The sequence below is a fragment of the Paraburkholderia terrae genome (assembly GCF_002902925.1).
Classification (GTDB): Bacteria; Pseudomonadota; Gammaproteobacteria; order Burkholderiales; family Burkholderiaceae; genus Paraburkholderia; species Paraburkholderia terrae.
The window spans coordinates 1,308,617-1,320,413 of sequence record NZ_CP026113.1 but is presented as its reverse complement, the minus strand read 5'-3'; the positions used below and the strand labels follow the sequence as shown (position 1 = coordinate 1,320,413).

10 protein-coding genes and 1 pseudogene are annotated in these 11,797 nt (G+C 57.8%); 2 read left to right on the top strand and 9 right to left on the bottom strand.

Annotated features, from left to right (window positions below; all coding sequences use genetic code 11):
* Positions 1-207: 207 nt before the first annotated feature.
* The 3 genes and pseudogenes from C2L65_RS35740 to C2L65_RS35730 all read right to left on the bottom strand — a co-directional run bounded on the left by C2L65_RS35740 (position 208) and on the right by C2L65_RS35730 (position 1,736).
* Complete coding sequence (locus tag C2L65_RS35740) at positions 208-717, bottom strand: hypothetical protein (protein ID WP_042315633.1); 510 nt, start codon at positions 715-717, stop codon at positions 208-210.
* Positions 717-1,122 (bottom strand): annotated as a pseudogene (locus tag C2L65_RS35735) (IS607 family transposase); the annotation flags it as partial. The pseudogene C2L65_RS35735 and the gene C2L65_RS35740, both read right to left, overlap by 1 nt.
* Positions 1,123-1,271: 149 nt before the next feature.
* Complete coding sequence (locus C2L65_RS35730) at positions 1,272-1,736, bottom strand: Rrf2 family transcriptional regulator (protein ID WP_052427032.1); 465 nt, start codon at positions 1,734-1,736, stop codon at positions 1,272-1,274.
* A 258-nt stretch (positions 1,737-1,994) separates the two neighbouring features.
* Between C2L65_RS35730 and C2L65_RS45810 the strand changes: the two genes are divergently transcribed.
* Together C2L65_RS45810 and C2L65_RS47330 are read left to right on the top strand one after the other, a co-directional pair.
* A complete protein-coding gene (locus tag C2L65_RS45810; RefSeq protein WP_081921495.1) occupies positions 1,995-2,267 on the top strand; it encodes a hypothetical protein in 273 nt (90 codons plus the stop codon).
* A gap of 1 nt (position 2,268) precedes the next feature.
* Entirely contained in the window at positions 2,269-2,838 is a 570-nt protein-coding gene (locus C2L65_RS47330) for a DUF3331 domain-containing protein (protein ID WP_081921489.1), read from the top strand.
* Between the two features lie 23 nt (positions 2,839-2,861).
* Here the strand turns inward: C2L65_RS47330 and C2L65_RS35715 are convergent, their stop codons facing one another.
* The 6 genes from C2L65_RS35715 to C2L65_RS45800 form a co-directional block, all read right to left on the bottom strand.
* Positions 2,862-3,287 (bottom strand): nuclear transport factor 2 family protein, encoded by a 426-nt coding sequence (locus C2L65_RS35715; protein ID WP_042315647.1) that lies wholly within the window; start codon positions 3,285-3,287, stop codon positions 2,862-2,864.
* A 133-nt stretch (positions 3,288-3,420) separates the two neighbouring features.
* On the bottom strand, positions 3,421-4,188 hold the full coding sequence (istB, locus tag C2L65_RS35710) for an IS21-like element helper ATPase IstB (RefSeq protein WP_042317356.1): 768 nt from the start codon (positions 4,186-4,188) through the stop codon (positions 3,421-3,423).
* Between the two features lie 11 nt (positions 4,189-4,199).
* On the bottom strand, positions 4,200-5,723 hold the full coding sequence (gene istA, locus C2L65_RS35705) for an IS21 family transposase (RefSeq protein WP_042317358.1): 1,524 nt from the start codon (positions 5,721-5,723) through the stop codon (positions 4,200-4,202).
* A gap of 946 nt (positions 5,724-6,669) precedes the next feature.
* The gene (locus tag C2L65_RS45805) at positions 6,670-7,017 is read right to left on the bottom strand and encodes a hypothetical protein (protein ID WP_156132316.1); all 348 of its coding nucleotides are present in this window, start codon (positions 7,015-7,017) and stop codon (positions 6,670-6,672) included.
* Between the two features lie 9 nt (positions 7,018-7,026).
* On the bottom strand, positions 7,027-7,908 hold the full coding sequence (locus C2L65_RS35700) for a hypothetical protein (RefSeq protein ID WP_052426901.1): 882 nt from the start codon (positions 7,906-7,908) through the stop codon (positions 7,027-7,029).
* A gap of 497 nt (positions 7,909-8,405) precedes the next feature.
* On the bottom strand, positions 8,406-11,792 hold the full coding sequence (locus C2L65_RS45800) for an OmpA family protein (protein ID WP_156132317.1): 3,387 nt from the start codon (positions 11,790-11,792) through the stop codon (positions 8,406-8,408).
* Between the last annotated feature and the right edge of the window lie 5 nt (positions 11,793-11,797).

Below are 11,797 nucleotides of genomic sequence, written 5' to 3'. Positions count from 1 at the left end.
CTGACTGCGGCCTAACAGCCACGAGCAAGGGGAAACGGCGGAGGTATGGATTTGCGGCTACTATTTCCGATGGCGGCGTGTCACTTGTGTACTGGCTGTCACGGTCCGCACGCTGGGTCCGTCGCGGCGCCGTCCGGCGCTGCTGCGGTGGCATGTAGTTTCAAAATCTGATAGGTCTCGAGAGCGCCCTCTCAGCACAGGCATGAATCAAAGCATCAGCTGCTGGGCAAACAGCTTGCGCGTGCCAAAGCAGATGCCTGACACATTGGCAGCAAGCCGACGCTCGACCCTGGTCAGCTTCGCCCGCAGACGCGTCAACGCCAGCCCATTGCGATGTGTGGTGTGACGAAGCTTTGCCTCGCGTTGCGGGTGCATGCACAGCCAGTCAGTCTCAATCTCGTCAAGATGCGCCCGTCGGGTAGCGAGCTGGCGCTGCTGGTTACGTATCGTCTTGAGCAGATCCTTGCGTTCCGAAACCAGCAACTCGCGCGTGCCATCGAGCAACCCCTGCAAGTCGATCGCTATCGCATTAAACATCCGGGTAGAGATACCGTGCTCGCGACAGAACGCCGTCTTGTGCGACTCCGCATTGACGTCTTGGGCCGCGACGCGCGCGTACAGCTTGCGCTTCATTGTGCCGTAGAGTGCGGCCATCGCGTCGAGCGTCTGGGCATCGCGCGCTGGCAGGTAGAGACGTGTTTGCGTCGTGGACTGCATCAGACCGCCAACGTCCGGAGGTTCTTGCGGCTACGCGAACCGTACAAGCGCGACGAAAAGACCGTCAGAATTTCGACAAGGTCTTCCTTGAGTTGCTGCTCGTGGCTGGCATCTGGCATGGCGTCCAAAACCACGACCTCGACGCGAAAGAGTTCGCAAATGCGGAACAGCAAGTCACTACCGAAGCGCAGCAGCCGGTCCTTCGTGACCAACATGAGACGGGCGACGCGTCCCCGAAGGATTTCCTGCAGTAGTCGCTGAAGTCCTTTCTTACGGTAGTTCAGTCCGCTGCCAAGGTCCGAAATGATTTCGATTTCATCAAAAACCGCTCTCGACGAAATGCTTCTCAAGTCGTGAACCCTGCGTCTTGAGCTGTTCAGCCTGGCCTGCCGATGACAGCGTCGCAGTGTACCTACCGCTACCCTAGTTCAGCCGCAGTCTCGCCAATCGATAACAGTCGCATGAGCTATTTCCCTTTCTATCCCATGTAGCGACGGCTTTTAAACGTCACGAACAGGTTTGTGCGGACTCAACGGTTAATGCCGCAAACCTTCTCAGTGCGGCAGTCGTGTTTTCCTGTCGGCACGAGGCGAGGACTCCGCCGCCTTGATGTTGTGCGTGAGATCAGCAAGTGTTTGCTGGGAGAGGCTTTTTTCGAGGCCTGCCTGCGCGCTCTCCAGCACGTCGGCCATCGAACCCTTGATGTTGCAGCTAACGGGGCAACTTAATGCAATCGGATACTTATGGACCGTAAACGCTGGCGGTGCTTCGCTTGCCCGATATATGTCCAAAAGGGAAATCCTGTCCGCAGAACGGGCCAAACTACAGGATCCGTTGCGACCGCGAGTCGATGTCACCAACCCCGCTTTCGACAATTTAGCCAGCGTCCGACGGACGAATGTTGGATCCGCGTTCACGCTCTGCGCGAGAAAACCGGACGTCAGTTCCTCGCCGACGTTGTACGCCATGACGGCAAGAATGTGCGCGGCTACGGAGAACTGGACATTGGTATGGGGCATTTTGCTATTTTATTTGCCACATTTTTGATGTGTCAACCGAAATAGTTACCGGGCTGGATGACCTTGCTGGCAGGGGTGTTTGTGGGCCAGGTTTTGTACCGCCTGCGGGAAAGATTGTTCTCGAATCTGAAACAGAGATTTCAAACAGCACAATTTAACTTTTCCGTCCAAAGATATAGAGTGCATTTGTCGTCGCAGCATATGGAGCTCGCGACAGCCCGCCGCGTCAAGCGGGTTACTCTCAAATCTGGAGACATCATGAAGACAACGGCTGTTGGTGCACTGATTCTGGCTTCCCTTGCAGCGGTCTCAACTTCTGTGTTTGCAAGCGGCTACGGTCCGGCATCGCACTACGATCCGAATGTAGGTGCGCCCTCTTCCCAACGTGGCCAGAGCGTACAAACGCTTGCGGCAGAGAGCAACGCGACAACGGGCAATAGCACAGGACATATAGTAGCTGTCAACGCGATGCGTAAGTCGACCACGGATGTAGCAGTCTCGCTTTTTCCCGCCTCGGTCACTGAGAAATAAGATGAGTTTCCTGAGTGCGGAGACCGGCGAACATCGGGACTCTGTTCGCCGACGTCCATCGACCATGGTCGATGGACGTGATGGCGGGATCAGTTCGCCCAAGGTTCGCAGATCGGCGAAAGCAAAGGGAGCATGGGTGAAGGTTGTAGAGGAACTTCGTCTTGCGGCCCGCGATCAGGAAGGGAAAGAACGAAAGCAGGATCGAAGAGCTTCGAGAAGTTTGCGCCGACCCGCTCCGCAGGCCGAACGGCCGTATGCTTCGTTCGTTGATGAGACGTCAGTGAGCCGAAACGGGGAGCACGACCTACGAACATTCATTCTGATAGAGCGATCCGACGTCAATACCGTCCTGCTTGCCTGGCATGGGTCTACGCAGGGCAGAGTCACGGATCAGCCATGGAATCGGTCACGCGCCGAAGGGGATGCTAGGTGTGCCATGAGCGGCCGGGCAATCAAATCTGGAGATTTGGTCTACAGACCGGCGAAGCTTCCGGGAAAGCCCCCTGCAGTGAGAGATGTTATGCTCGCTGAGCTGATTGACACGCAGTCGCCGGTATCCTCTACGCATTAGTTTCCGAGTGTTACTTTCCGCCTTCAGAACTTGCATCCCTGTCTGGAAAGCAATCTCCATCTGCCGTTTTGTTTCTGCCAGACGAGCATTTCGTTCAAGTCAACCTCGACAAATCTGCCAGCCGATTCTGTCGTCGCAGAAAAGTGACCTCGGACAATTGCGTTGCCCCCCGTCACGGTGGTTACGGTATGTGTCAGATCGATCCGTCTGTAGCGAGTGCGTCCGCTGGTGATGCCGTCGACAAACGCTGCTTGATTTTGAATGCTGCCGTCTGATTGGCCGTAGGTCAGACTATCGTTAGTTAACTCACGCATCCTTCTCGCATCGCCAGCGATCATTGCTGCCGTTAGATGATACATCGCATCATTAACGGCGTACTCATCGACGCTACTCGCCCATGAGGCTGCGTAGGCGACCCCGGTAGCGATAACGAGGATCAGCTTTTTCATGTCGACAAGCTCCTCAAAGCTTCGAGTACTGAGAGCAATCGTGCGTATTTCGGCGAACGTGACCGCCGATTTCGGGAACGTGACCGATTCGGCGGGGTTTGGCATTGCGCGGTGTTGATTGTAGATTTCCTTGTTAGTTCTGGTCGAGTTCGGGCTCCAGGACGTTGGGTTTTGGCGATGCCTTTCTGAGGGATTCACCGGTAAGCGTGATCCGATGATGACGCTGCATGAGGCGGTCGAGCATTGCGTCGGCGATAGTCTCGTCGCCGATCCATCCATGCCAGTGCTCAATCGGTAACTGGCTGGTGACGATGGTCGCCTTTCCCGCCGAGCGGTCATCGATCATCTCGAGCAGATCGTTTCGAACCATCGCATCGAGGGGCGCCATTCCCCAATCGTCCAGTAGAAGCACGTCGACGCGGGCAACCTGCAGCAGCCATTTTGTGAAGCCGCCGTTGCCGTGCAGAACGCGAAGCTCCTCGCCAAGTCGCGGCACGCGCAGATACAAGGCTGAATGCCCGCGCCGGCAAGCGTATTGGGCCAGGGCGCAAGCGAGCCACGATTTCCCCGCGCCAGTTGGGCCGCTTATGAGCAGGCTGTAGCCCGCTTGCACCCAGTCACCGAGTGCGAGGCTCGTGAGCGAGCGCGGATCGACGCCACGGCCAGCGCGCGTGTCGAGATCCTCAATGGCGGCCTGCGGATATTTGAGGCGCGCCTGCTTGAGCAATCGGGTACGACGGCGATCATCACGCCAGCTGGCTTCCCGGTCGACCAGCAGTGACAGGCGTTCCTCGAAGCTCAGGCTGGCCGCACCGGGCTGCGTCAATTGTTCTTCCAGGCCGTCAGCGAAGCCGTCCAGCTTCAGGGTGCGCAATTGCGTCAGTGTCTGTTGCATCATCATGGTGGTCTTCTTTATTGGTAGTAGCTGGGGCCGCGTACATGCGCGTGGCTCGGGCTGGTCCAGTCGGTAGGCGTTGCCACCGCCGCCCGGTCGCGGTTGTTGACCAGGATGTCGCGCACGTGGCGGTAACGGTGTACGCCCAGTTCCAGCGCCAGCGCGCAGGCGGCTTCGAGACGGTCACGGCCATAGCGACGTGAGAGCGACAGCAATCCAAGGCACGCCCGATAGCCGTGTTCCGGATGGCGTTGCTCCTGCAGCAGCCGGGTGACGAGCGCGCCAGTTGCCGCGCCGATCTGCTGTCCCCAATGAATCAGCCGCTGCGGCGTCCATTCCAGATGAGCGCGGTGTGCCGCAGGCATGTGCTCGACAACAGTGGTATAGCTGCCTGCGCGATCGTTACGTGCGTGGCTGGCGACGCGGCGACCGCGATGTAGCAGTTCGACAGTGCCCGCCGTGATACGCGCATCGAGCTTGAGGCCGACCAGCGCGTGCGGCACGCTGTAGCGGTGTTTGTTGATCTCGACGTGATAGTCAATGTGAACCGTCACGGTCTTGAAGCGCGCGAGCTCATAGGGCTGTGCCGGCAGCGGCTGCAGTGCCGGCGCGTCCAGCTGGGCGAACGCGCTGGCACGACATCCCGGCAGCTTCTGGAATGGCCTCTCATTCAGGTTCCTGAGCAGCGGGCAGATCGCCTCATTGACCGAGTGGACCGAGTCAAACCGGTGATGACGTAGGCGCGCCATGATCCAGCGTTCGACCACCTGGACCGCAACCTCTACCTTCGGTTTGTCCTGCGGACGATATACGCGCGCAGGAAGGAATGATGTGCCGTAGTGACGCGCGAAGTCCAGCACAGTGTCGCCGGCGCGAGGTTCATAGCGATCGGGATCGGCAATCATCGCACGCGGGTTATCCGGGACGATCAACTGCGGCACACCACCATAGAAGGTCAGCGCGCGAGCAATCCCGCCCAGCCAGTCCTCCATCGTCTCGGCCGGCGTCGCACATGCGAACGTGTAACTCGATGCGCCCATAGCCGCTACGAAGATGTGCGCGCGGCGTCCAGTCGTCAGTGGCAACGTGGGGCCGGCGAAGTCGACAAACAGCTTCTCGCCGGCGCGATGAATCTGACGCATCGAGCGCTTCAGGCGTTTTGTGAACGCCTTGTAGTGCCCACAGAACTGCGTATAGCGGTAGGTCTGCCGGTCCGCGAACTCAGCCTGGTATTCCTCCCATAGCAACGTCAGCGTCATGCCCTTGCGACGCAGCTCCTGATGGATGCGTCCATAGTCGGGCTGGGCATAGGCTGCTGGCCCCGTGGGCTTGCCGAGAAGCCGCCGCTCGAGTTCGCCTTCATCCATATCGCAGGCGCTTGCCCAGTCCAGCCCGGCGGCACTGGCTAGTCCGATGTACTTCGTGACCACGCCCTTGGATATGCCCAGTGATGCGGCGATCCGATCGTGCGAGAAACCGCCGTCAAATTTAAGTCGCAAAACGTCCTTGATCATGCGCATGTTCATCCGGTGCGCGGGCATCGTCTCTCCGGCCAAAGCCGGCGAGCATAGCCCGCGTGGTTGATGTCATGCGCAACGCCAATCCTGCCTTCCGGTCCGCTCGGTCACGTTTCCGAAATGACCGGTCACGTTGCCGAAATCGCCGGTCACCATCCCGAAACGGCCGGTCACGTTCGTCCGAAATACGCACAATCGCCAATATCGTGTGCTGGCCGAGGTAACCTTCCCCTTTCAAACACTGGCACAGGCGAGCCATCCGACACGAGGATTATAGACGTTTTCCTCGAGACGAATTGACGATCCCAAGGAAGGCTCATTCATCGTTGCTTCTGATGTGTTTCGGTTCAAACGACGAGATAGGTGTGCGCGGGTCACATCTGCTGGATGGACCGTTTCGGGGTGCGGGCCTCCAGGTGGTCGCCCTCGCTCGCAGGCGACGCCTCGAGAAGCTGACGAACGGGCATACGGTGTTAACCACGACGGGTGGCAGCATGCTCGGCGAAGTCGTGGCGGTCGATAACGATTCCGAGCCGCGTCGGCGCTTGTGTCGCTATGCCGCGCCGGACGGATTGGTGATCGATGTGTCGGCTATCTCTCGTACTCCAGCCACCATGTCGACTTGCTGTTCGAGTTGATCAGCCGCAGATATCAGAACGGCAGCATGATACGAGCTTTCCACGAATGCGTGTGCGCCGTCTTGCTTGTCGATCGTTCGCGTTTCAAGCGGGAGTCGTCAGGATCGAAGAGGAATCGAGCCGTCTCAAGGGAGCCCGTGAAAGGGGTGCCGCGAGCGTGCCCTGCAGCGTGGACCGAACACACAACTACCAAGGCAAACGAGCCGCCAGAAACGCCATACGGTTGACCGCAGGTCGAACTCCAGGCTTGAGCCTCGTGGTGCATGATGACCGGACGCCTGGGCAGCCGCCGTCACGTGTTCGAACTGACCGATAGCTTGCGACAAATACGATCAAGCTTTCCTCGGGCCGGCAGGGCCAAGAAGGCTTTCAGGGAGTAAGGCCTCCGGCGCGGAAGAAACCAGGAGACGTTCAAACTCGCGGCCAAGATCAAGTCTACGCTCGGTTGTACCTTCATGGTCGAAGGTGACAACGCCATTAGATGCAAAATATCTCCGCCCATCACTCGCCGCCAAAACACTACCCGTGTATCCAAGCGCGCCAGGGTGGGCAACATCATCCAAGGATAGCGGCATCTTCACCCACAGGTGTTCAAGTTCTTCTGCCTTTTCACGCGAAACAACCCACTCCGGATTTGGTCTGCCGGAGAACACCTGCGCCGTCGCCACCCATGTAAGCATTCGTCAATCTCAGTTAATCTTGATGTGCCCGTGCTGAACGGTCATGAATGTGCAGAAATCTGTGTACGGCCCTCTATTTGCCGTTCGGGGATCGATGATAAGGTTACCACTGTTATCCAGATTCGTTACGGCGGTCGGCCCCGGTTTGTGTGTCCAAAATCCATCGCGTCCTTTTCTATACCAATGAAAGTCGCCGTTCGGCCAGATCACAAGCGCCACGAGATGCCCCTCTGGCGGACACCGGTTATCAGCCCCTGAGTTGTCGATCAGTGCGTCGGCGATAGCCGCAGGCCGAACTGATGGACATGTGAGGGCAGTGTACATCGCGCCAGCCGCCCTGCCCGGCTGGGCAAAAGTGTCCGTTCGATAGTTACAGGCGTAGTTATAACAATTATTGTTTGGCTGTCTTGTCGGTACGTTCCACCAGCCAGGTTCGTACACGGGACCGCACCGACAACGTAGCGCGAGATGGAACGGCGGCATGGCAAGACCGTCCCAATGCCATCGTCTCCAGAAGTCCAGTAGTTCCCTGAACTCACTCAGCTGCTTCCTGATGTCCTCTGGTACGAATGGCTTGGGAACACTTCCGCAAATATCGTATTCCAGTTCTGCGTCCTCGATTGGGACTGCAAAATCGGGCCCGATCGCAATGCCATCCATGATGCGGAACGCTGCCGGCAGCTCTCGAATTGCGACACCAGACTGCTCTACGACCAATCCCCGATAACCCAAGGTTGGTATCTTTGGAATGCCGGCTTCACGCCTCAGATTTCGCTTGTCCGGTTGAAGCCGCTTAGCGATGTCTTGCAGCTTGCGCCCGGAAAACTCCAGGACAGGGTTTTCGCGCCCGCTATACACGTCAATTGTTATTCTGATGGCTGCTTCTTTCATGGCATGTCTCCGAGAAGTACGGTGAAATGCGCCAGAATGCCCAACCGATTGAAGGACACGGTTAATTCTTCCGGGATTCAGTCGAATCGCGCGGCTAGGCGAAGGCATCCCGATTGCATCGTGGCTTCAGAAATCCAACCTATGTATCCGGACCCAGAAGACAGTTGCAAGCCCTACGAGCCTGATTGGGACAGGGAACGGGACCTCATACCCTTCTGACAACAAGAGACATCGTAGCAGCGGGCTCAGCGGTCGCCCGCTGCGAACCCCACCAGCCTCTTCAAAGCAAGTTCAGCCGGACTCACTTCTGTTCAGACGGGAAGGTGTGTCATTGATATTTTGCCGACATTGATGCTCGGTGAGTACATCGTATGTCGCATACCGACACTCGGCTCAATTCGCTACATGCAACTTCGGTTGTCTCACTGACCCGAAATCAAACTCTCGAAGTTCCTCTTATCGAGCAACTCCGCCCACGCACTCCATATGTCATCATTTCACAGCGAAGATAAAAAGGGAACATCGGCGTCGACAACGTCTAACGGCCTTAAGAGAGGACTGGACCTGACCGCAGGCCAGAACTGAATGAAAAAGTAAAACCAGGCAAACCTCGCGTCGCCCGTTCCACTCGCAGCAGCACGTTTAACCGCCTCCCTTATCAACGTTCCAGTGTTCGTCGCCTCTAACACTATATCGAGATACTGGTTCGCTGGGAGCTTGACACTGACGCCGTAAGCCGACCCGTGCGGCATGACCACCATCCAGTCATTGGGTGGATGCGAAGCGGCCGTCGCACAATAGCGAAAACCGGGCGTGTTTTGTATTACTGAAATCGATACAGTCTGATTCGGGTGGACCATCGGTGCCCCAGCGAGCGTGTAAGGTCCGGAAGGCCCCCATCCAAGCGTGTGCTCGGTCGTAAAACCTTGCGACCAGCGCCAATGTGTATGGAAGCAGTCGTGCGCGCAAACCGGCGCCATGGACACCGCAGTCGGTTGGAGCAATCCGAGCCCTGCGATAGACAAACTCACCTGCATTGGCGGAGCGATGTGCACATTATCGAAGGCGCCCTGCCTCGGCACTTTAAAAAGCGTTGACGGTACCATCTGCTCCGTACTCCGGTCGATTACACGTCGATGCGTACTGTCCGACCGCGTCGTAGTAGCCGTGGCATCGACGACCTTCAACTCTTGTGCCCTCGCTGCACCGTCCTTTTGGAAGTAAGCAAACAGGTTGTCCCATGTCGGGATTGGCAGAGCGCCAGGAAGCGACCTTATCTGGTTGCGGTCGGAATAGAAGCTCACGAGATGACGCCCGCCGTTAGCCCAGCCATGATCCATTTCACTCGTCACCGGTCGCCGGAGCACGACAGCTCCCTGGATCGTGCGCGTTTCTGCGTTAGTCAAGACCTCAACAAGTGGATATATACGAGCGGCAACTAACGCACCCAATGGCTCAAAGTCATCTCGAGGTAGGCATAACACCAGTTCGCAGCAAACCACGGCCCAGATCCTGGACGGAGTCTGATTAGCCACTGATGGAACCAGAGTGGAAACGTCGGATATTGGAAGTGGCGATGACGGATTTGTGATGTCATATGCAAATACCGCAAGAGTTCCCGCGTCGATTTTAGATTGTAGGCGCCAGATTTTATGAGAACGAGGTGCAATCGCGCCGGAATCCGCAGAAAAGCTACCGAGCAAGTACTGCGAGCTTATAGGCAACAAACACCTCTGCCCGCTCAGTAGCCCAAGTTCAACCGGTTCCCAAGCTGCTTTTTCCAATACAGTCATCCTGTGAAAATGGCCTTCCGAGTGCGGCACCATACATTTGATCGTGCTCGCGACGAGCGCATCGCTTTCAAAGGAAACATCGTAGGACCATATCGAGCCCGCCCGCCTCTCAGAAGGTAGGCCACCCCGAATGAAGGGAGCCGAGCCGTTGGCCGTCAGGAGCATGGAAATGGTAAGCAGGCCTCGTAGCGTAGCCTCAATATCAGCAGGCAATGGCGTCGGCGGCTTGGGAACTGGTCCGTCATTTGGAAATGCAAACGGAAGTCGAACTTCGACGCGCCGGCTCAGCCCTGGATCACCGGGCACAGGCTCAAGCTTCCCCCGGGTCTCGACTGTGACCGTAAGTCTTGGCTGTACTCCAGACGCGCGCGCCATGGATGCAAGCAACGCATCACGGACCGCTTCCGCGCGGCGGCGACCAAGGTTGAAGTTGTCGGACTCGCTGCCAACGGGGTCGGTATGGCCAACAATCGTAAGCCTGGTAATCTGCGTCTGACTATGCTGGCTCGCAAGAATACACGCGGTCAGATTCTGTATCTGTGCCTCGTGCCGGGGGAGGACTTCGGCTTTTCCAAAATCAAAATTGTCAATGACCTGCTTTACCGGGACGCCATTACATCTGCCTTCGCTACCGGTTCCCGGGACATCAATGACCGCGCGAAGTGCGGCCAACGTCTTGGGGCCGATGATCCCATCTGCCTTCAGAGCGTTGTTCTTCTGGAACAACTTGACAGCAGCTGTCGTCCTTGGCCCGCGCACGCCGTCGACCGTGAGCCCCGCGTTGACGGTCCGATTCAATGCAGCCTGGAGCCACCGCACATCCAAGCCATCTTCCGACTCTTGCTCTGTCCGAATGGCAACGCCGTAGCCATCTCCCGCGAGAAGGTTCAATTGGCGAACCGTCGCCGGAGTCAAGGTTCCGGTCATCTGCGCGGGGTCCGTGAATATTCGGCGCTGCAGGGCGCTGATTGCGTTGGACATGCGACCGGCGAATTGCCCATCGACTGGCAGCGGACACCCCGTTAGCCCGGGCAGTCTCAGGTCGAGCAAGTCTGCATGGACGCGATTTAGCTGCTGTTGCGCTATGCGAAACAGTTGCCAGCTGTCGCCGTTTCCATCGCTGCGAAGTCCCCGAGGGCCTGCGCTCGAACCGACCAAGCGTCTACCCAGCGGGCGTGCCCGTGCCGGTAGCAGGCGCAGCAACATGGTATCGGGCAACACACTTCCCTCGCTGTCGCAAACACGCCGACAAAAACGTACATCCCGGGAACGAAAACGCTGTCCTGGTTCGATGACAACAACGTAGCCTCCCTGCCTGGCCTTGGGATAGCCTTCAAATGTGAGTCCTTCCGTGACAAGGCGCCCATGTTCAACCAGGCCGGGCGAGCTTACTATTCCGATTGTTCCCCATCCTTGGCCTTGAGCCACACGAATGAAAACGTCGCCTCGGCGTGGTGTCGCCTCGGTCATTCGCGAGGTCGGTGACGCAACCAGGGCTATTCGGCCTCCGACGCCTGGGTCCAGCTGCCTTGCGCGTTCCCTACAGGCATACCGGAACATGTTGAACAGCGCCGTAATGGAAGGAATGACGGCCGTCCCTCTTGCTGTGTCAGAGGGTCCGCCTACGCCGAAGAGCTCTGTGAACAGACTGCCGACTACACTCCTTGCCCCCGCACTTCCCTCTTCGCGAATGCGCTCAACCAACTCGATGATACGGTCGGCCAGCTCTTTCGGTTCATCACCTTCGTCGTTCACTTCGTCGTTGGGGTCGTAGAGCGACGCACCACTGCCGACGACGAGCGGTGAATCCTTCGGCTCTGTTCGCGAAGAGACAGGGGAAATGGGCGCGACAGGCATCACCGGGATCGCCGATGGTGCAGGAGCCGTTGCTCCAAGTGGGATGGTAAAAGCTAGCGGCGAACCGAGCCCCCCAATCGGAAAAGCAATCCCAGGACCGAATCCACCGCCCAAAGGAATCTGAAACTGGAAGGGCAACGGTGCCGGGGCCCATCGGCTCGCGGGACGGTAGCTATATGAACCCCTGAACTGCTCAGCGAGTTCGTCACCGCTTTCGTGCGCGTACTCATTCATGCCTG

Coding starts and splice junctions, on each gene's coding strand:
- C2L65_RS35740 (WP_042315633.1), bottom strand. CDS start 717: ATGCAGTCCACGACGCAAACACGTCTCTACCTGCCAGCGCGCGATGCC.
- C2L65_RS35730 (WP_052427032.1), bottom strand. CDS start 1,736: ATGCCCCATACCAATGTCCAGTTCTCCGTAGCCGCGCACATTCTTGCC.
- C2L65_RS45810 (WP_081921495.1), top strand. CDS start 1,995: ATGAAGACAACGGCTGTTGGTGCACTGATTCTGGCTTCCCTTGCAGCG.
- C2L65_RS47330 (WP_081921489.1), top strand. CDS start 2,269: ATGAGTTTCCTGAGTGCGGAGACCGGCGAACATCGGGACTCTGTTCGC.
- C2L65_RS35715 (WP_042315647.1), bottom strand. CDS start 3,287: ATGAAAAAGCTGATCCTCGTTATCGCTACCGGGGTCGCCTACGCAGCC.
- istB (WP_042317356.1), bottom strand. CDS start 4,188: ATGATGATGCAACAGACACTGACGCAATTGCGCACCCTGAAGCTGGAC.
- istA (WP_042317358.1), bottom strand. CDS start 5,723: ATGCCCGCGCACCGGATGAACATGCGCATGATCAAGGACGTTTTGCGA.
- C2L65_RS45805 (WP_156132316.1), bottom strand. CDS start 7,017: ATGCTTACATGGGTGGCGACGGCGCAGGTGTTCTCCGGCAGACCAAAT.
- C2L65_RS35700 (WP_052426901.1), bottom strand. CDS start 7,908: ATGAAAGAAGCAGCCATCAGAATAACAATTGACGTGTATAGCGGGCGC.
- C2L65_RS45800 (WP_156132317.1), bottom strand. CDS start 11,792: ATGAATGAGTACGCGCACGAAAGCGGTGACGAACTCGCTGAGCAGTTC.